An 18,340-nucleotide genomic window follows, 5' to 3' on the forward strand; every position below is an offset into this window, starting at 1 on the left:
AGGGAAAGCCCCCCTAGGAATGATCCGGGGCGGACTACAGCTTCGCCTCCATTTCCTTCACCATCTGCTCGCCGCCCAGCTGCCGCATCTGGTTCAGGATCCAGGCCTGGCGGCCCCGGATGTAGTCGCTGGGGGCGTTCGCGCGGAACTTGCGGGGGTTCGGCAGCACGGCCGCCAGCAGGGCCGCCTCGCCGGGCGTGAGGCGCTTGGCGGGCTTCCCGAAGTAGGTGCGGGCGGCGGCCTCGGCGCCGTAGACGCCATCCCCGAACTCCACGATGTTCAGGTAGACCTCCAGGATCCGCTTCTTCGACCAGCCCAGCTCGATCATCAGCGTGAACCAGGCTTCCGCGCCCTTCCGGGTCCAGGAGCGGCTGTTCCAGAGGAAGAGGTTCTTGGCCGTCTGCTGGGACACAGTGGAGGCGCCACGCTTCTTGCGGCTGTGCTCGTTGTGCTGGATGGCCTTCTCGATGGCGTCCCAGTCGAAGCCGAAGTGGTCCGGGAAGTTCTGGTCCTCGGCGGCGATCACCGCCGCGCCCAGGCTGGGCGAGATGTCCTCCAGGGGCACCCAGCGGTGGCGCGAGACGTAGGGCTTGCCGCTGGACCAGGATTCCACCCGGCGCTGCACCATGAGGGCCGACACGGGCACGGGCACGAAGCGGAATACCGCCACCAGCGTCACGCTGATCCCCACGAACAGGCCGATCATCCAGCCCAGGACCACCAGGGTCCGTCCGCCCCATCCGCGCTTCTTCTTCGCCATCTCTCCAGGATGCCAGCCCAGCCGCCCTGTGGCATCCTCGCTGGCGGAGGACGGCATGAGCGAAGCCCTGACGGGACCCGAACTGGTGGCGCTGGTGCGGCGGGTGTTCCAGCCGCGGCCAGAGGACAAGGCTCTGGCCATCCTGGTGGATCTTCCCGACTTGCAGGTGCCGGACGACGCTGGCTGGATCGAGCGCCGCGCCATCGCCCAGGCCTGGGCCGCGGAGCTGAACGCCCACCGCGATGAGCTGGGGATGGAGACCCGCCTGGTGATCTACCCCAACGTCCACACCAACAACGGCGACCTGCCCGAGCGTGCCTGGATCCACGCCGGCGGCCCCCTGCCCTCCGCCGATTCGCTGGATCCCGAGGCCTCCGTGAGCCTCGCCGACCTCTACGCCAGCCACCCCATCCTCATCGCCCTCACGAAGTTCTCCGCCACGGCGCCCCTCAAGCTGGCCGCCAAGACCCACCCCATCCGCGCCGCCACCATGCCCGGCTTCCGCTCGGACATGATCCCCGCCCTGCGCCTGGACTACACCGAGGTGAACCGCCGTGTGAACCTCCTGAAGGACCTGCTGGACCGGGCCGAGGGCGCCACCTTCCGCTTTGGCACCCCCGACGGTCCCTGCGACCTGCACGTGGACCTGCGCCACCGCACGGGCCACGCCTCCGGAGGCCTCCTGCCCACCCCGGGCGTGGCGGGCAACCTGCCCTCGGGCGAGGCCTACATCGTGCCCTACGAGGGCGAGCGCGACGGCGACCCCAGCCGCACGGTGGGCGTGATGCCCGTGCAGTTCGGATCCGAGGTGGTGCGCTACCGCATCGAAGGCAACAGGGCCCTGGAAGTGATCAGCGAAGGCCCCAGATCCCGGGAGGAAGCGGCCCACCTCGCCAAGGAGCCCGCCTACGGCAACCTGGCGGAGCTGGGCCTGGGCGTGCTTGCCGCCTTCGGCGTGAAGCCCATCGGCGAGATCCTCCTGGACGAGAAGCTTGGCCTCCACCTCGCCTTCGGCCGCAGCGACCACTTCGGCGGCCAGGTGGGACCCAAAGATTTCAGCGGCCCCGAGGCCGTCATCCACATCGACCGAGTCTACGTCCCCGAGACCCAGCCCGACGTGAAGCTGGAGGCCGTGGACCTGACCATGGCCGGCGGTAGCGCCGCGCCCCTCATGCGGGACGGAGCCTATTCGGTGGGGTTCTGAGGCGGGTCCAGCCCCTGGTCATCGGTTCCGCGTCAGCTCTGGCGCCATTTCCGCGAGCAGGTCCAAAGGGACCGGTTCGTGGATGAGGCCTGCAAAAAAAGCGACCAGATCAGCCCGGTCTTTCGGTGAGATCTCGGGGGCCACCTTCACCCCCGCGCGGTCGATGTAACCCTTCTCGAAGAGCGCCTCGAGGATTTTCCGCTGGGCGTCCGCGGGCCGGGTCATCTCGGCGGGAATCGCCTGGAACGCCTTCCCCAGGGCCTTGGACCAGGCCGAGCTGGTGGAGAAGAGCCCGGGGTCAGCGCCCTTCAAGCTGAGGGCGTAGGAGATCACCCGGACCGCGTCCGCTTTCGTGGTGATCCGCCGGCCCGTTCCCACGGCATAGGGCCAGAACTGCTGCAGTTTCTCTTCATAGGGGCGGTTCCCGGGAACCGATGAAGCCTCCGGGGACCTGCATCCGAGCCAGGCGAGCAGCCCGAAGGCAGCCAAAGCCGCGACCGGTCGGGTAGGGATAGGCATGACGCACCTCGCGCTCCGGGCGGACCCACGATCCCACCGGAATCCGACGCTGTCCAGCCTCGCCCCTTTCGACCGGGCCCATCAGGGTCGCGTTCCCGCCGGCGGCGCCTCGGCACAGCGGCGACAGAGGCAGACCACGTTCCGGAGTTCGTCTGGAACCAAGGCCAGGGAAGTCGGGTTGAAGGTGACGGTGGTGCACCAGCAGGGCACATCCGTGCGGCCGCAGGCGGAGGGCGCGCACCCGTTCGGCCCGCCGCAGAGGGGGCAGGTCTGCCTCTGGACGGCGGTCAGGCTCTGGTAGTCGAGGGGCATGGGGCGGAACTCGGGGAGATTCAGGGTCGGATGGTGGCGATGGTGGCCTGCATGAGGGCGACCACCTTGGGGGCGGCGGCCCCGGAGAAGGCCCGGACCTCGCCCGTGCAGACCGTGAGGGAGCGGCCCGCGTTCTGGACCCGCCCGATGGCCAGGAAGCGGTCGCCGAGGGCGGGCCGCAGCAGGTTGATCTTGAACTCGGCGGTGACGACCTCGCACCCCGGCGGCGCCTTCGTCAGGGCCGCGTACCCGCAGGCGCTGTCGAGGATGCTGGTGATGGCGCCCGCATGCATATACCCGTGCTGCTGCGACAGCCGCTCCGAGAAGGGCAGCGCGATGTGGACCTCCCCCTCTGACACCAGGGCCAGCTCCGCCCCGAGCGTCGTCATCAGACCCTGGGCCTGGAAGCTGGTGGTGATGCGGTCCTGGAGATTCGTCATCGGCATGGGATCGGTCGCGAAGGCAATGCAGCCGGCTGTGAATGGAGCGAAGGGTTGGGCATTGTGCTGATTGGGCCTGTCATGCGATCAGGTCAGGTCTACTGGCGCAAAATCTTGTCCATGGATCTGCCCTTTGCGAGCTCATCAATGAGCTTGTCGAGGTACCTGATCTTCTGAGTGATGGGGTCCTGGATGTCCTCGACGCGAATGCCACAAACGACACCCTTGATTTGAGAACTGTTTGGGTGAATCGCCGGGGCCTGGTCAAAGAAACGCTGGAAATCAATGTTGACCGCTGCGTGGTGGCTGAGCTGCTCGCGACTGTAGCCCGTCAACCAGCAGATGATGGTGTCCACCTCCTCCTTCGTCCGATTCTTGCGTTCGGCCTTCTGCACGTACAGCGGATAGACCGTCGTGAAAAGCAGCTTTGAGATTTCGCGTGTGGACATGGTGGCGTCTCTTGGCTCGATCGTTTCAGGGATGCCTAGAGAATGAAGCAAACCGGCCCCGCCTGCACCGAGGCGATGAGCAGAACCGAGGAAGCGCGAAGCAGAGAGAGGGCAGAAGGCAATCCAGGCTGGGTCCGGGTTGAGCGGAGGGTTAGGCCATGATTGACCCGTCTCCAAGTCTGGTGTGAAGCCATGTTGTTAGATGCTCAGGCACCGAGATATCCGTGGCTGCTTCATCTGAGGAGGGCCATTCGAACGATTCGAAATGCTCAAGCAACTGGGGCATGGATAGTGTTGGACGCTGTCCACTCAGGCTTAGCGCTGTGTGGCGAGCCTGAAGTTCTTCTTTCGTCACTGAGAGCAGCAATAGGTATGGCTTCAAACCATTGGCTTGAGCCTCATTCCGGAATCGGTCGCGAAGCCACCTGAAGCAGAGCGTGTCATCAATGATGATCGAGTGGCTCTTGGTGGCATGTTCGCGGATTCTGCCAAGCATCATTTCGAGCGTTTCAGCCCATACCGACTGAGGCAATCCTTCAGCACCGAAAGGCAAGCCTCGTTCATGGTTGATCTCATCAGCAGAAATCACGACTGCCTGAAGTTCCTGAGCAATTCGTGCGCAGGCCGTCGATTTTCCCGCCAACGATGGCCCGCAAAGAAGGTACATGCTTTTTGAGCGCTGCATGAACGGCCTAACGAATGAAGCAAACCGGCCCCGCCTGCACCGAGACGATGAGCGGAGCCGAGGAAGCGGGAAACAGAGAGAGAACGGAAGACAATGCAGGCGGGGTCCGAGTTGAACGGAGGGCTAGGCGCCGAAACTTAAACGCCCACCTATACTTTTTTTGGAGTGCGTTGCGCCGGGTCATAGAAAAACGTCTCTCCAATAATCCGCTGCCCATCCCAATTCTGATAAGCAATTTCTTCCATCTCAGTCACGGTTCCATCCAGCCACTCGAAACGAAAGACCCAGCGAATGACGACGCAATCTCCGTTTACGAAAACTGGCCTGATGCATGTAGAAGTGACGTTGCCGGCTCTCGCCATAAGTGCGCGCTCTCTACTTACAAGCGCCTCACGTCCAATCCTTGGCTCGGACTGGTTCTCCTGGATGTAGCCGTCCTCGGTATAGAACTCTTCGAGTGCCTCTGCGTGAGCATTCGATTCGATCCGAGCAATGAATCTCTCTAGTGTTTCGGGTGTCGGCATTGTGGTGACCTATGGAAATGTGCGGGTTTGCAGCCTAACCACCTTTAGACGGTGAGGAACGAAGAGAAATGTGATGGGATCACTCCCCCTCCACCGTTCCTCCTCGTCCATCAGCAGCTTGCTTGGTCTTTTCATGGTGCTTCGGTGTCTTCTCGGCATCAGCTGCGCTGATACGCGAGACATACAGATATCTAGTGGTGAATTCCATTTCAATGCGGACGGCTTACCGCTTCGGATAAGCCGGCACGGCCGGGAAACCCGGCGTCGGGTTCTCCTTGAGCTGCTTCAGCAGGGTCTCGATGCCCACTTCGAGCTGGCGGTCATGGCCCTGCAGGAGGCTGGCGGGGTCGTTCTCCACGGTGAGGTCGGGGTCGGCGCCGTGGTTCTCCACCCACCACTTCCCTTCCCGGCCGTAGAAGCCGTTGTTGCTCTGCTCGACGCGGCCACCGTCCAGGGTGAACTGCGTGTTGATGATGCCCACCAGGCCCCCCCAGCTGGGCACGCCCACGATGGTGCCGAGGTTCCGCGCCTTCACGTGCATGAGGAAGGCCTCGCCGTCGCTGCCATTCTGCTCGTTGGTGAGGAAGACGTAGCGGCCGTCGCTGGCGGTGCCGGGGTAGCGGAAGGGACCCATGCCGCGCAGCACGTTGAAGCCCACCTGCTTGCGCTCCAGCTTGTCGATCATGAAGAACTCGGTCCAGCCACCGCCGTTGCCGCGCACGTCCACCACGATGCCCTTCTTGTAGCGGAAGGCGCGCCAGTACTTGTCGAACTGGCCGATGTTCTGGTCGCCCATGGCCGTGAGGTGCATGTAGCCGAGCTGGCCATGGGAGGCCTTGTCCACGGCGGCGATGTTGTCGGCCACCCAGTGTTCGTAGCGCAGGGACCCGTCATTGGGGACGGGCTCGACCTCGATGGTGCGGGCGCCGTCCAGGGTGGGCTTCGCGTTCACCGTCAGCGTGACCTTCTGGCCCTTGATGACCTGGAGACGCGACTCGATGGCCTCGGGGGCCTTCAGGGGCTTGCCGTCGATGGCCAGCAGGTAGTCACCCTCCTTCACCTTGGGCGCGGGGTCGGCCAGCGGGGCCTTGAGGTCGCGGGCGTAGGCCGTGGGGCCATAGACCTTGGCGAAGCGGTAGGCGCCGTTCTCGGCCTTGAAATCGGCGCCGAGGAACCCCGGATAGACCGGGCTCGGAGCCAGCTTGGCCGGTCCCAGGTCGCCGCCGGACACATAGGTGTGGCTCACGCACAGCTCGCCCACCATCTGGCTCAGCAGCCAGTTCAGTTCCTGGCGGGAGTTCAGCTCGGGGAGCCAGGCGCGGTACTTGGCGCCGATGGCGGCCCAGTCGTTGCCGTTCATGTTCACGTCATAAAAGAAGTCCCGGTACCAGCGCCAGGTGTCCTCGAAGATCTGCTTCCACTCGGCCCGGGGGTCGGCGGTCATGATCATCCGTTCCAGGTCCAGCTTCTCGGGCAGGGCCTTGGAGGTGAACACGGCCGCGGCCTCGCCCACGTGGAAGTTGGGCCCCTTGCGGAGGAGCAGGCGCCTGCCCTCGGCATCGAAGGTCCAGTCGCTGATGGCGTCGGCCAGCACCACCTCCTTGTCCTTCTTGGCGGTGGCATCATAGAGGTGCAGCTTCCACTTGTCGGCGCCGCGCGGCGCGTAGAACTCCTCGACCACGTTGTCGTCCCAGCCCTCGACCTCGTCCCAGCCCACGATGCCGCGACCCGCCTTGAGGTGGAAGAGGTTGCCGGATTTCACCGGCAGGGGGGCGATGCGGTCGGAGAGACCCGCCACATCAATGCGGAAGGCCGAGGCGGACGAGAGCGATGACGCGGCCGACGCCTTGTCCTCGCCGGCCTTCAGCTTCACCGCCATGACCTGCACGGGCGCGGACTGGATGTGGTTGTCCTGGCTGGGGTCGAGCCTTGTATGGAAGTTGCTGTAGCTCAGGAAGTAGAGGGTGCTGCCGTCCTGGTCGAAAGTGGGGTCCACGCAGTCGTAGAACCCGTCCGTGAGGGCCACCTTCTGCTTCGTGGACAGATTGAAGAGGTGGATGCGGCCGTTGCGGCTGGGCTCCACCACCGAGTAGGCCACCCACTGGGAGTCCGGCGACCAGGTGTAGTCGCTCACCTCCCAGGTGAACTGGTCGTTCTTCAGGTCGTGGAACTCATCCACCTTGGTGAGCTTCTTCGTGGCCACGTCCATGACGTAGATGGCGAAGCTCTTGTCGCCGAAGAGGATCTTCGTGCCGTCGGGGCTCCACTCCAGGTGGTAGAAGGCGGTCTTGAGGCCCGTGGGAATGCGCTCCGCCGCGCCACCGTCCGCGGGCTGCACGTAGAGGTCGTAGTCGCCGCTGGCGTCGCTGAAATAGGCCACGCGCTTGCCATCCGGCGACAGGCGCGGGAAGCGCTCGCGCACGCCGGGTGTCTGCGTGAGGTTCTTCGCGGGCTTCGCCGCATCCGTGGGCAGGAGGAAGACCTCGCCCCGGGCCTCGAAGACGGCGGTCTGGCCCGTCAGGCTCATGGCCTGGATCCACTCCTTGGGGTTCACGGGATGGGGCGCCACCTTCCAGCTGTCGCTGGCGGTGGTGACGGGGACGGCATGGACGGCCTTCGTGGCCAGGTCGAGGGCGTGGAGATGGCCACCCTGCACGAAGACGACCGTACGGCCGTCCGTGCTGGGCTGCTGCACATCGAAGTCCTTGAGGTCCGTGAGCTGCTCCACCGCCTTGGTGGCGGGATCCACGGCGTAGAGGTTGGTGATGCCGTTGGCGCCGCGGTCGGATTCGAAGAGCACCCTGCCGTTCGCCCAGATGGGGGCGCCGTTGCGGCCCACGTAGTCCGTCAGCTTCGTGAAGCCGCCGGTCTTCAGGTCCGCCAGCCAGAGGTCCTGGTGCAGGCCTCCCTTGTAGCGTTTCCAGTAGTACTCGACATGCCCCTTGGAGCTGTAGGCCAGGCGCTGGCCATCTGGCGACAGGGTGCCCTGGACGGCGCGCGGAACCGCGAGGGCCGCGGGTTCGTGGCCTTCCAGATCGACGGTGAAGAGCCGTTCGATGGGACGACGGTCGTACCCACCGAGGGCCTTGATCACCACCTGGAGGCTATCCGGCGTCCAGCCCTGGACGGAGGCGTACCCGCTCCAGGTGAGGCGCTTCGGCGTGCCGCCCTCGGCGGGCATGACATAGGCCTCGGTGGCCCCGTCGTACTGGGCGGTGAAGGCGATCCACTTGCCATCGGGGCTGAAGCGGGCCGCGGTCTCCAGACCGGGATGCGTCGTCAGGCGACGGGCCTCGCCGCCCTTGAGAGAACCCAGCCAGAGGTCGCTTTCCCAGGTGAACACCACGCGGTCGCCGTGCACATCCGGCGAGCTGACGAAGCGGGGGGCGCGTTCCTGGGCCACGAGGGCGCAGGCCACGAGAAGCACAGCGGAAGCACGGAAGCGCGGCATCAAAGACTCCGGTGAGGGGTGGACCACTATACATCGCTTAACGATGAAGGAGCGAGCCCTGCCTTCGCGGGCACGCAAAATCGCCGTGGGCGGACACGCGAATCGCCTTGTGGCGCCTGGAAATCGGTGCTAGTTTGACCTTCCAACAGGGTTCCCATGTCCCACGCCGGTTCCGCCATCATTAGCGCCGCCATCGCGATCATTTCGTCGCGCGAGGGGGCATAGGCCGGATCCGATCCACGATTCCAAGCCCCCCGCACCGCAAGGTCGGGGGGTTCTTCTTTATCCAGGAGCACCCATGAGCCCAGATCCCGTCCAGCCGCCCACAGACCTCCTCGAGCGCATCCTCACGGCCCTTGTCTACGACGTGGCCATCGAGTCGCCCCTGGAGCATGCACCGCGCCTGTCGGGCCGGGTGGGATGCCCCGTGTGGCTGAAGCGCGAGGACCTCCAGCCGGTGTTCTCCTTCAAGCTCCGGGGTGCCTACAACAAGATCGCCCAGCTCGAGCCGGCCGAGCGGGCCCGGGGCGTCATCGCCGCCTCCGCGGGCAACCACGCGCAAGGCGTGGCCCTGTCCGCCCGCAAGCTGGGCTGCGACGCCGTCATCGTCATGCCCGTGACCACGCCCCGCATCAAAGTGGACGCCGTGCGCCGCCTGGGCGCAGAGGTGGTCCTCCACGGGGACTCCTTCGACGAGGCCTACGCCCACTCCCAGGCCCTCATGGCGGCCGAGGGCAAGGTCTACATCCACCCCTACGACGATCCCGACGTGATCGCGGGCCAGGGCACTATCGGCCTGGAGCTGCTGCGCCAGATGCCCCGGGGCCTGCGGGCCGTCTTCGTGCCCGTGGGCGGCGGAGGCCTCATCGCGGGCATCGCCGCCTACCTGAAGCGGCTCCGGCCAGAGATCCGGATCATCGGTGTGGAGCCCACGGACGCGGACGCCATGACCCGCTCCCTGGCGGCGGGCCATCGGGTGCGGCTGGAGCGGGTGGGCCTCTTCGCGGACGGTGTCGCCGTCAGCCAGGTGGGCGCCCTGCCCTTCGAGCTCTGCCGGCAGTACGTGGACGAGATGGTGCGGGTGGACACGGACGAGATCTGCGCCGCCATCAAGGATGTCTTCGAGGAGAACCGCTCCATCCTAGAGCCCTCGGGGGCCCTGGCCCTGGCGGGACTCAAGGCCTGGGCGGCCCGCCAGGGCACGGACCCCGCTGGAGGGAACCTGGTGGCGATCCTCTCCGGCGCCAACGCCAATTTCGACCTTCTCCGCTTCGTGGCCGAACAGGCCGAGCTGGGCGAGAAGCGGGAGGCCATCCTCGCCGTCACCATCCCCGAGCGGCCCGGCAGCTTCAAGGCTTTCTGCGAGCTCATCGGCGCCCGGGCCATCACCGAGTTCAACTACCGCCTGGCGGACCCGGACCGGGCCCACATCTTCGTGGGCCTGCAGATGGCGGACCGTTCGGAGCTGCCGCCCCTGCTGGCGCGCCTGCGGGCCGAGGGCTTGGAGGCCCAGGACCTGAGCGACAACGAGATGGCCAAGCTCCATGTCCGCCACCTGGTGGGCGGCCGGGCCCCTGCGGCGACCCACGAGCGGCTCTACCGCTTCGAGTTTCCCGAGCGGCCCGGCGCCCTGCTCCGCTTCCTGGAGCGCATGAGCCGCGGCTGGAACATCTCCCTCTTCCACTACCGGAACCACGGCGCCGACTACGGCCGCGTCCTGGCCGGCATCCAGGTCCCCCCCGAAGACCAGGCCCCCTTCCAGGCCTTCCTGGACGGCCTGGGCTACCGGTTCGTGGATGAAGGCGACAACCCGGCGTACCGGCTGTTCCTGGGCTAGAACAGCTTCCCCACCAGCGCCGCCAGGGCGGTCTCGGTGCGGAGGATGCGGGGGCCGAGGTCGAGTGGATGCAGGCCTGCCTTGAGGAGGCTCTGCACTTCGGCCTCCACCCAGCCGCCCTCGGGGCCGATGGCGAGGGTGACGGGGGCGGCCAGGACCTTCGGGGCCCCGGCGCCCGTGCCGGGATGGGCCATGAGGCCCGTGCCGCCCGCCAGCAGGCCGGGCAGCTCGTCCTCCACGAAGGGCCGGAAGAGGCGCGCCAGGCGCAGCTCCGGCAGCACCGTGTCCTTGGCCTGCTCCAGGCCCAGGATCAACTGCTCGCGCAGGTTCTCGGGCTTCATCTTCGGGCTGGCCCAGTAGGCCCTCTCCACCTTCCAGGCGTTCAGCAGGACGATTCGGGCCGCGCCCAGGCTGGCGGCCGCAGCCACCACGCGGTTCAGCACCTTGGGTCGCGGCACGGCGATGAGCAGCGTCAGCGGCAGCTTGGGCGGCGGCGCCTGGTCCAGCGTCAGATCCAGCTCCAGGGCCTCGTCGTCCAGGCGCAGCACCCGACCCCGGCCCATCTTCCCGTCCAGCAGGCCCACGGCCAGTTCGTCGTCCACCTCGGCGCGATGGACCTCGCGGACATGGGCCAGGCGCCGGCCCGTGAGGCGGGCCCGGGCCGGAGCCGTCAGATCCTCCGGCAGCAGCAGCACCAGGTTCAAGACAGGTCCCGGCCCAGGTCCAGGGCCATGATCAGGTCGCGATCGACCTGGTCCCCGATCTGGAAGATGTGCTCGCCCACCTCGCGGAAGCCCGTCCGGCCGTAGAAGGCCAGGGCTTTGTGGTTGTTCTCCCACACGCCCAGCCAGAGGGTATCCGCGCCCCAGGCCCGCGCCATCTCCATCGCCTCCGCCATCAGGGCCGCGCCGCGGCCGCCGCCCTGGGCCTCGCGCAGCACGTAGATGCGCTGCAACTCGACCGGGCGCTCGCCGGGGACGCCGGGCTCCCGATGGCCCAGGCGCAATTGGAGGAAGCCCGCAGGCACCCCATCGACCTCCAGGATCCGGGCGGGCCTGGAAGGATCCGTCAGCTCGGCGCGCTGGATGGCCTCGCCATAGGCGGCCGCCAGGAAAGCCTCCAGGTCCGGGCCGGAGGTGTGCGGCTCGAAGGTCTCACGGAAGGTGCGGGCGCCGAGATCCGCGAGGATGGCGGCATCCTTCGGGGTGGCGGTTCGGATGGTGATGGCGGACATGGGCACTACATTCCTTTGTTCCTGGGACGGGTTTTCGTTTTGGCGCGGCCGGCCACGGCGATGGCCTTGGCCATCCAGACCGCGAGCTGGTCCGGGTCCTCCAGCACCTCGACAGGCAGCTCGTAGTACTGCATGGGCCGCGCGGGATCGCCGAAGGGCATGAAGGGCCCCATGCCCGCGACCTCGAAGTCGGGGCGGTTCGTGTCGTCCGTCTTGAAGTAGAGCGTGTCGTCCGCGGCCAGGGCGAAGGCGCGTCCGTCGGCGAAGAAGCAGAGACCGCCGAACATCCGCCGGGAGTCCACGGGGCGGATCTGCCCCATCTGCTCCAGGAGGTATGTGCGGTAGCTCACGGAAACGGCCATGGCGCCATGGTACTCTCCTCGCGGCACCGCCGGGACGCCCGGCGTTTTCACAGGATCCCCCATGCGGATCAACACCCTCGACGACCTGCTCTGTGCCGTGAAGGACCGCCCCCGCAAGCGCCTGGTGGTGGCCTGGGCCAACGACGCCCACACCCTCGAGGCCGTGAACGCCGCCGTGGAGGCGGGCCTGGTGGAGGCCATCCTCGTGGGCGATGAACCCCTGATGGTGAAGGTCTGTGGCGAGCAGGGCATGCCGAAGGAGCGCTTCCGCATGGTCCACGCCGCCACGGACACGGAGGCCGCGGACAAGGCCGTGGCCATGGTGCGCTTCGGCGAAGCGGACCTGCTGATGAAGGGACTGCTCAGCACCGAGAAGTACATGAAGGCCATCCTGAACAAGGACCAGGGCCTGCTGGACCCCGGCGCCATCCTCAGCCACGTGACCGTGATGGAGCATCCCGGCCACCCCAAGCTGCTCATCGCGGGCGACGTGGCCGTAATCCCCGAGCCGGAGTTCAAGGAGAAGGTGGCCATCCTCGGCTACCTGGTGCGGACCGCGAAGGCCCTGGGCATCGAGACCCCCAAGGTGGCCGTGCTGGCCGCCTCCGAGCAGGTGCAGCCGAAGATGCGCGCTAGCGCCGAGGCGGCCCTGCTCTCGAAGATGGCGGACCGCGGCCAGATCAAGGGCGCCCTGGTGGATGGCCCCATGGCCCTGGACGGCGCCATCGACCCCGATTCCGCCCGCATCAAGGGCATGACCGGCCCCGTGGCCGGCGACGCGGACTGCCTGCTCTTCCCCAACCTGGAGGCCGGCAACACCTTCTACAAGGCCGGCACCAAGCTGGGCGGCGCCGAGATCGCCGCCGTGGTGGCCGGCGCCAAGGTCCCCTGCGTGCTCAGCAGCCGGGGCGACACCGCCAAGACCAAGCTCAGCTCCATCGCCCTGGCTGCCCTGCTGGCCTAGAGTGCCCAACATCACCCTGGCTTTCTCCCTCTGGGCGAGGGCCGACGGGGGTGAGGTTAGGCACTCTTAGCGTCTACTTCTTCTCCAGGGTCATCCCGGAAAAGGTCATCAGGATCTGCTGCCTGGCCCCTTCCCCCATCCAGACGCTGAGGTCCAGGGCCACGGGGAGCGGAAGGTCCTGGATGGCCTGGTTCCTGATCTGGACCTTCAGGCGCAGGGAGGAGGCCGTGGACAGGTACTCGGCGTCGTAACCAGCCAGCACCAGGCCGCCCGGCTGATGTTCGAAGGAGGGCCGGATGGTGGAGTCGAAGGCCGGGCTCTTCACCTTCATCTCGGTGATGGTGAAGGTCCGGTCCATCTGGAGGTGGACCTTGACGTCCCCCGTCTCCTCCCAGTCCACCAGGTAGTGGGAGCCTGTGTCCTCCACCCGGGCAGGGGTGCCCGCGGGTGGGAACGGGGTGTTCACCATGAAGGGGGCCCAGGTCTGGAAGAAGCCCGTGAGGGTCTGCTCCATGCCGCTGTAGACCTGGTTCAGCCCGGCCGTGGTCTGGGGATTCGGGCTGTCCACGGTGTTGTGCGAGACCTGGGCGTCGCCCTGGGGGCCCACCAGCACGTCGAACCGGACCTTCGCGAAGAGGTCCAGGGCCGCCCGGTATCCCTCCGGGTTCGTCTTCGCCTGCTCCGCCAGCATGGCAGCCCAATCCGGCGTCGCGACGAAGCGGCAGCGGTTGAAGCCCTTCCCGGCCAGGTTCACGTAGGCCGCGCGCGCCTTCTGGAGCACCCCTTCGGAGTCGGCCACGACCTTGGGTGCCGTTGCCTTGGATGCCGTCACCTTGGATGCCGCCTTGGGGGGCGCCGCCAGGAGCGCGGGTCCCCAGGCCGCCGGGCCAATCCCGGCCGAGGCGAGGAGGAAAATCGGGGCAAGACGGCGGCGGTGGCTCAAGGGGCCCTCCGGAAGGTCAGGTTTCGACGATGGATGGCCCCAGTCTAAGGGCGTTCTCAGGCCGGCGGGTAATCCTTGGCCGTTTCCCGGCCGGAGAGGACCCGCAGGGCACCCTTGGCGAGGGCGGCCATCTCGTTCTCGCCGGGGTAGACCTTCACGGGGCAGCCGAGGGCGGCGGTCAGGCGGGTCAGCTCCGCCACCAGCTTCGGGGAGCGGGCCATGCCTCCCGTGAGGAGGATGGCGTCGATGGAGGCGCCCTCGAAGGCGGGCGCCAGCGCCGTGATGGCCTTGGCGATCTGGTAGATCATGGCGTCATAGACCAGCGTGGCTTCGGCATCCCCGGCCTCCACGCGGCGCTCCACCTCGCGCATGTCCGAGGTGCCCAGCAGGTCGATCATGCCGCCGCGCCCCTTGTTCTTGAGCTTCAGCTCCGCCCGGGTGTACTTGCCGGAGAAGCAGAGGTCGATGAGCTGGCCCGCGGGCAGGGTCCCCGTGCGCTGGGGGGAGAAGGGCCCTTCCCCATCCAGGCCGTTGTTCACGTCGATGTAGCGGCCCTTGCGGTGGGCGCCCACGGTGATGCCGCCGCCCATGTGGGCCACGATGACATTCACGCGCTCGTAGAAAGTCTCGTGCTCCTCGGCGTAGCGCCGGGCCGTGGCGATCTGGTTCAGAGCATGGCTGATCACGCGGCGGGGCAGCTCCTTCAGGCCGGATATCTTCACCTTCGGATCGGCCTCGTCCACCACCACAGGGTCCACGATGTAGGCCGGAGTGCCCGTGCCGGCCACCAGCTCGGCGGCGATGAGGGCCCCCAGGTTCGAGGCATGCTCACCTCGGGTCCCTTGTTTCAGGTCCTCCAGCATGGGGGGTCCCACCCGCCAGGTGCCGTGGGGGATGGGCCGCAACAGGCCGCCCCGCCCCGCCACGGCGTCGAGGTCCGCCGGGGTGAGGCCCCGATCCCGCAGGAAGCACAGGACCGCCTCCTTGCGGAAGGCGAACTGCTCGGTGATGGGATGGCCCTCGAAGGGCTTCAGCTCTTCGGCGGAGTGCTGGAGCTCCTCCGTGAACCGCTCCTCGTCGCCTTCGAAGATCGAGGTCTTGGTGGATGTCGATCCGGGGTTCAGCACCAGCACGCGATGACGCCGGAAGAAGGTGTCCTTGGGCGTCCGCTTCCATTCGCCGTAGGCGTGGAGGCGCATGATGGACGCCTTGATGGCCAGGCGGATGTCCTCGGGCGTGCAGTCCATGGGCAGATCCACGCCCTGGAACCAGAGGCCGAACATGACGGGGAACTTCTTCGCCTCGGGGAAGCGCGTGGCGTAGAGGTGGTACAACAGGTTCCCCATGTCCAGGTTGGGGCACACGATCACGTTGGGCACGCCCTCCCAGGGCAGGCCGTCCGCGTGGTACAGATCCGCCGAGCGGCGCGAGAGGGCCACGCTGACCTTCACCTCGCCGCGGATGTGGATGCTGGCGTAGCGCGTGTGGTGGGCGATGCGTTCCGCGAGGATCTCCGGCACCAGCTCGGCGGCCTGCCGCACCAGCTCGGGCGAGGGCCCCTCGTCGCTGCCGCGGTTGGAGTAGGACACCATGGCGCAGCGGATCTCCGGCAGCACCTCCTCGGGAATGAGGTCGCGGGCCACCGCGCAGGTGCCCACGGCCACTTCCGCCAGCGTGCGCGGCGTCATCGTCGCGTTCACGCCCACGTCGCCGAACACCACGATGTTGCGGGGGTAGACCTCCTCGGGATGCTCGTCCGGCAACACGAACACGCCCGCCTCGCAGGCGACGCTGCGCTGGGACAGGATGTCCACCATGGGACGGAAGAAGGCCTTGGGCTCGTGGATGGCGCCACCCACCACCAGATCGGCATGCCCGAGCTTCACCGCCCAGATGCCGAAGCGACCCGGCTCCCGGACCAGGTCCCGGGCCTCCGCCATCCCGATGGGCCGCTGGTGGGTCCTCCCGAACTCCACGCAGGCCGCGGCGAAGGACTCCACCAGGTCCGGTCGGGAGGCGGGATCGACGAAGGCGCTCTCGGAGAGGGTGTAGGCCACCCGGTCCGCGCCAAGGTGCGCCAGCCGTTGGGCAGCCACGGCCCGGACCTCGGCCTCTGGCGCGAGGAAGACCGGGCGGATGAAGCGCCCAAGGAAACAGGCGGCTTCGAGGGTGCGGGGATCCAGGGCCTCCGGGAACATCACCGTGGGGCGGTTCCGGGGCACGGCCAGCAGACGGCTTTCGAGGGACGCTTCGATGTCAAACATGGGGCTCCGCATAGCTTGAAAAGCCTTGCAGCGCAGAGTCTAGCAGGCAGCGGATTCTATTTTGCCGATCCCTTGGTCACATATCCGGCGACCGGTCTGCGACTTGGGCCGACTCCACCCAGATCACCTCGCAGGAACCGTCTCCGGTATCCGTCCGGCTCAGGCTGCTCACCCAGTGCCAGCCGTCCTTCCCGTCCGCCCGAACAAGCCGGCCCTTCAGGTGGACCAGCTGTCCCACCCGGGCCGCCTTCAGGCGCCGGGCGACACCCTCGTCCGCAGGGATCATGTGCATGTTGGCGCTGTGGCTGACGACCTGGGCTTCCGGTATGGGCATGCGCTCCGATCGCCAGAAGTACCAACGGTCCCGCTGGTCGATGGTGAAGGCCCCCAGAACGCGCGAATCGGACATGGGCCCCCATCCCAGGGCCAGGTCCACGGGTGACAGCTCCGCCGGCCGATCGAAGCGGTAGCGCTCCTTGCCCAGGATGCGCGCATGGATGTCGAAGGCGGCGAGAGGCGTGAGGGTGTGGTTCTTGAAGGTCCATGCCGCCGTCGATTCCGGAGGTTCCTGGACCGGTTCCTCCGGCGCGAGGACGCCTGCGGGCTGGGATACGGCCCGCCCCTCCCACCACCAGAGACCGGCGATCAAGACCAGGGTCGCCATGACCAGGCTTGCCCGGCGTTCGCGCCATCTCTCGAGCCATTCATCCATGGCCCAAGGCTACCCTGACCGGAGGCCCGGGCCCCGGATCAGAACTTCACGACATCCGTGGCGACGAACTGGTGGTGCTCCGTGCCCGGCTCCCGAACCAGCGGGTAGGCGATGGTCAACAGGAACACCCGCCCGACCGAACTCTTCAGGTTGCCCAGGCGCAGGCCGCCCCCCACGTCCACGTAGGTGCGGCTCCATCGCCCGGTGTCGGTCCGGTGGATGGCGCCGGCGTCCGCGTAGGCCACGAACCCGAGCCGCAGGATGCCGAGCCAGTCGTAGGACGTATTGACCCGCTCCTCGAGGGAGGCCATCCACCGGCGATCACCCAGCAGCAGGTGATTCCCATACCCCCGCATCCCGTCCATCCCGCCCAGGTAGAGATAGGACTCGGGCTCCGGCCGGCGGACCGCGTCCAGCTGCACGTAGGCCGCCTGGGTCTGCGCCCGGAAACCCTGGTAGTAGCTGGTCAGGCTGAGGGTCGCGAAGGCGTCCCGCCAGCCGTCGGGCTCATGCCGGGCCGCTCCCTTGGTTCGAAGCAGGATGAGGGAGCTGTCTCCCAGCGCCCATCCCTTGGAGGCGCTGACCCGGAGGAAGGGCGAGTCGAGGTCGCTCCCCAGGCTCTTCAGGTGGGAGCCCACGCTGAGGTTCGCCTCCCACCCGAGGTTGTAGTCCTCGGAGTGGGTCATGCCCGCGAGGTCCCGGAAAGTCCGGAACTGGTCCTCGAAGAGGCTCCACGAGACATGGAGGCCCCGCAGCCGGCGATCCGTCAGCGCCGGGGCGGGAAGGTTCCCCGCATCCAGGGTCTGGATCGGTCCGTACTCGGACCGGCTCAGGTCCACCCCGCCGCCCAGCCTCACGGCCCGCCCGTCCACCACCCCGGTGGCCATGGAACCTTCGGCCAGGAGGCCCTCCTGCCGGGAGGCAAAGGCGTAGGCCGTGCGTTCCTGGTTGTAGACGGACTGGATGGCGTCCGAGGACGAGGCCCTGAACGTCATGGACCAGGGCGTTTCCAGCCCTCGGTACGGTTTCGAGAGCTCGAGGTAGCGCGTCTTCCCGTCCGAGAGCACCTGATAGCGTGAATCCAGCGTCCATTGGGTTCCCAGGATCTGCCGGTCCAGGTACTGCATCGTCTCGATGGAGCGCTCGGGAGTGCGCTCGTGGGACAGGATCAGGTCTTTCCCGTAGCCCAGGAAGTTGGCCTCGTGGAGGGAGAACCCGAAATTCCGCTGTCCCCCCACCTGGGTGAAGCCCGCGCTGCCCTTCAAGGTCCAGGCGTCCCGGGTGCGGACCACCGCCCTGACCGCCCCCGTCTCGTCCACCTGGGGATCGATCTGAGCGTCCTTGAAGAACCGGAAGGTCCGCAGGTTCCGCTCGGCTTCATGGATCAGCCGGGCGTTCACCGGATCGCCCGGCTTGAAGGGGATCTCCCGGCGCACCACCTGCTCGCGTGTCTGGATGTGCAGGAAGTTCGCGGTGCGTCCGATCCAGTGGTTCTCGTTGGGAAGGGAGAGATCGAAGACATCGCCCACGCGGACGTCGATGCCCGCGATGCGGGCCTGCCGGGCCTCCAGCTCCTCCCAGGTGGGCGGCGTCTGGGCGGCGAGCGTGGCGCCGGCCATGAACACCGCCACGATAGCCCTCCGGCAGAAGCGATCCGGACGTCGGCCCCTTTCCTGCGTG

At 67.2% G+C, this 18,340-nt stretch carries 18 protein-coding genes and 1 pseudogene; 3 read left to right on the top strand and 16 right to left on the bottom strand.

From position 1 onward, the window contains the following. Positions 1-34: 34 nt before the first annotated feature. Positions 35-706: a monofunctional biosynthetic peptidoglycan transglycosylase gene (gene mtgA / locus MLE42_RS02435; RefSeq protein WP_420843063.1), complete on the bottom strand. Its 672-nt coding sequence runs from the start codon at positions 704-706 to the stop codon at positions 35-37. 109 nt (positions 707-815) lie between these two features. Between mtgA and MLE42_RS02440 the strand changes: the two genes are divergently transcribed. Further along, positions 816-1,964 carry a M29 family metallopeptidase gene (locus MLE42_RS02440; protein ID WP_243286281.1) on the top strand — a complete coding sequence of 383 codons (1,149 nt, stop codon included), beginning with the start codon at positions 816-818 and terminating at the stop codon, positions 1,962-1,964. Between the two features lie 18 nt (positions 1,965-1,982). On the opposite strand, the gene MLE42_RS02445 is transcribed toward MLE42_RS02440, so the two are convergent. The 7 genes from MLE42_RS02445 to MLE42_RS02470 form a co-directional block, all read right to left on the bottom strand. Continuing rightward, positions 1,983-2,483, bottom strand: a complete 501-nt coding sequence (locus MLE42_RS02445) for a hypothetical protein (RefSeq protein ID WP_243286282.1) — start codon at positions 2,481-2,483, stop codon at positions 1,983-1,985. An 81-nt stretch (positions 2,484-2,564) separates the two neighbouring features. Continuing rightward, positions 2,565-2,795 carry a cysteine-rich CWC family protein gene (locus MLE42_RS02450; RefSeq protein ID WP_243286283.1) on the bottom strand — a complete coding sequence of 77 codons (231 nt, stop codon included), beginning with the start codon at positions 2,793-2,795 and terminating at the stop codon, positions 2,565-2,567. A gap of 20 nt (positions 2,796-2,815) precedes the next feature. Further along, the gene (locus tag MLE42_RS02455; RefSeq protein WP_420843064.1) at positions 2,816-3,235 is read right to left on the bottom strand and encodes a PaaI family thioesterase; all 420 of its coding nucleotides are present in this window, start codon (positions 3,233-3,235) and stop codon (positions 2,816-2,818) included. Between the two features lie 98 nt (positions 3,236-3,333). Next, complete coding sequence (locus tag MLE42_RS02460; RefSeq protein ID WP_243286285.1) at positions 3,334-3,684, bottom strand: DUF2200 domain-containing protein; 351 nt, start codon at positions 3,682-3,684, stop codon at positions 3,334-3,336. Positions 3,685-3,835: 151 nt separating this feature from the next. Next, on the bottom strand, positions 3,836-4,369 hold the full coding sequence (locus MLE42_RS02465) for a P-loop nucleotide/nucleoside kinase family protein (RefSeq protein WP_243286286.1): 534 nt from the start codon (positions 4,367-4,369) through the stop codon (positions 3,836-3,838). Between the two features lie 149 nt (positions 4,370-4,518). Beyond that, on the bottom strand, positions 4,519-4,893 hold the full coding sequence (locus MLE42_RS16330; protein ID WP_420843057.1) for a nuclear transport factor 2 family protein: 375 nt from the start codon (positions 4,891-4,893) through the stop codon (positions 4,519-4,521). Positions 4,894-5,116: 223 nt separating this feature from the next. Beyond that, complete coding sequence (locus MLE42_RS02470) at positions 5,117-8,344, bottom strand: S41 family peptidase (protein WP_243286287.1); 3,228 nt, start codon at positions 8,342-8,344, stop codon at positions 5,117-5,119. Positions 8,345-8,642: 298 nt separating this feature from the next. On the opposite strand from MLE42_RS02470, the gene ilvA reads away from it, so the two are divergent. After that, entirely contained in the window at positions 8,643-10,181 is a 1,539-nt protein-coding gene (ilvA, locus tag MLE42_RS02475; RefSeq protein ID WP_243286288.1) for a threonine ammonia-lyase, biosynthetic, read from the top strand. Here ilvA and MLE42_RS02480 read toward each other — a convergent pair. The 3 genes from MLE42_RS02480 to MLE42_RS02490 are packed head-to-tail and all read right to left on the bottom strand — an operon-like array spanning position 10,178 to position 11,777. Next, entirely contained in the window at positions 10,178-10,885 is a 708-nt protein-coding gene (locus tag MLE42_RS02480; protein WP_275975641.1) for a 16S rRNA (uracil(1498)-N(3))-methyltransferase, read from the bottom strand. The genes ilvA and MLE42_RS02480 overlap by 4 nt on opposite strands. Further along, positions 10,882-11,415 (bottom strand): GNAT family N-acetyltransferase, encoded by a 534-nt coding sequence (locus MLE42_RS02485; protein ID WP_243286289.1) that lies wholly within the window; start codon positions 11,413-11,415, stop codon positions 10,882-10,884. Before MLE42_RS02485 ends, MLE42_RS02480 begins: the two co-directional genes overlap by 4 nt. A 5-nt stretch (positions 11,416-11,420) precedes the next feature. Continuing rightward, entirely contained in the window at positions 11,421-11,777 is a 357-nt protein-coding gene (locus tag MLE42_RS02490; RefSeq protein ID WP_243286290.1) for a TfoX/Sxy family protein, read from the bottom strand. A gap of 61 nt (positions 11,778-11,838) precedes the next feature. Here MLE42_RS02490 and MLE42_RS02495 point away from each other — a divergent pair, with 61 nt between their 5' ends. Next, positions 11,839-12,741, top strand: a complete 903-nt coding sequence (locus MLE42_RS02495; protein ID WP_243286291.1) for a phosphate acyltransferase — start codon at positions 11,839-11,841, stop codon at positions 12,739-12,741. Between the two features lie 73 nt (positions 12,742-12,814). On the opposite strand, the gene MLE42_RS02500 is transcribed toward MLE42_RS02495, so the two are convergent. From MLE42_RS02500 to MLE42_RS02515, 5 genes and pseudogenes are all read right to left on the bottom strand, one after another. Beyond that, entirely contained in the window at positions 12,815-13,684 is an 870-nt protein-coding gene (locus MLE42_RS02500; RefSeq protein WP_243286292.1) for a hypothetical protein, read from the bottom strand. 56 nt (positions 13,685-13,740) lie between these two features. Then, positions 13,741-14,883, bottom strand: coding sequence for a butyrate kinase (gene buk / locus MLE42_RS16335; protein WP_420843065.1), 1,143 nt, complete (start codon positions 14,881-14,883; stop codon positions 13,741-13,743). 36 nt (positions 14,884-14,919) lie between these two features. Beyond that, positions 14,920-15,960 (bottom strand): annotated as a pseudogene (locus MLE42_RS16340) (phosphate acyltransferase); the annotation flags it as partial. 64 nt (positions 15,961-16,024) lie between these two features. Further along, positions 16,025-16,612: a hypothetical protein gene (locus tag MLE42_RS02510; protein WP_243286294.1), complete on the bottom strand. Its 588-nt coding sequence runs from the start codon at positions 16,610-16,612 to the stop codon at positions 16,025-16,027. 86 nt (positions 16,613-16,698) lie between these two features. After that, positions 16,699-18,291 carry a BamA/TamA family outer membrane protein gene (locus tag MLE42_RS02515; protein ID WP_243286295.1) on the bottom strand — a complete coding sequence of 531 codons (1,593 nt, stop codon included), beginning with the start codon at positions 18,289-18,291 and terminating at the stop codon, positions 16,699-16,701. Between the last annotated feature and the right edge of the window lie 49 nt (positions 18,292-18,340).

The organism is Geothrix terrae (assembly GCF_022808775.1).
GTDB lineage: Bacteria > Acidobacteriota > Holophagae > Holophagales > Holophagaceae > Geothrix > Geothrix terrae.

Coding starts and splice junctions, on each gene's coding strand:
- mtgA (WP_420843063.1), bottom strand. CDS start 706: ATGATCGGCCTGTTCGTGGGGATCAGCGTGACGCTGGTGGCGGTATTC.
- MLE42_RS02440 (WP_243286281.1), top strand. CDS start 816: ATGAGCGAAGCCCTGACGGGACCCGAACTGGTGGCGCTGGTGCGGCGG.
- MLE42_RS02445 (WP_243286282.1), bottom strand. CDS start 2,483: ATGCCTATCCCTACCCGACCGGTCGCGGCTTTGGCTGCCTTCGGGCTG.
- MLE42_RS02450 (WP_243286283.1), bottom strand. CDS start 2,795: ATGCCCCTCGACTACCAGAGCCTGACCGCCGTCCAGAGGCAGACCTGC.
- MLE42_RS02455 (WP_420843064.1), bottom strand. CDS start 3,235: ATGACGAATCTCCAGGACCGCATCACCACCAGCTTCCAGGCCCAGGGT.
- MLE42_RS02460 (WP_243286285.1), bottom strand. CDS start 3,684: ATGTCCACACGCGAAATCTCAAAGCTGCTTTTCACGACGGTCTATCCG.
- MLE42_RS02465 (WP_243286286.1), bottom strand. CDS start 4,369: ATGCAGCGCTCAAAAAGCATGTACCTTCTTTGCGGGCCATCGTTGGCG.
- MLE42_RS16330 (WP_420843057.1), bottom strand. CDS start 4,893: ATGCCGACACCCGAAACACTAGAGAGATTCATTGCTCGGATCGAATCG.
- MLE42_RS02470 (WP_243286287.1), bottom strand. CDS start 8,344: ATGCCGCGCTTCCGTGCTTCCGCTGTGCTTCTCGTGGCCTGCGCCCTC.
- ilvA (WP_243286288.1), top strand. CDS start 8,643: ATGAGCCCAGATCCCGTCCAGCCGCCCACAGACCTCCTCGAGCGCATC.
- MLE42_RS02485 (WP_243286289.1), bottom strand. CDS start 11,415: ATGTCCGCCATCACCATCCGAACCGCCACCCCGAAGGATGCCGCCATC.
- MLE42_RS02490 (WP_243286290.1), bottom strand. CDS start 11,777: ATGGCCGTTTCCGTGAGCTACCGCACATACCTCCTGGAGCAGATGGGG.
- MLE42_RS02495 (WP_243286291.1), top strand. CDS start 11,839: ATGCGGATCAACACCCTCGACGACCTGCTCTGTGCCGTGAAGGACCGC.
- buk (WP_420843065.1), bottom strand. CDS start 14,883: ATGCGCCTCCACGCCTACGGCGAATGGAAGCGGACGCCCAAGGACACC.
- MLE42_RS02510 (WP_243286294.1), bottom strand. CDS start 16,612: ATGGCGACCCTGGTCTTGATCGCCGGTCTCTGGTGGTGGGAGGGGCGG.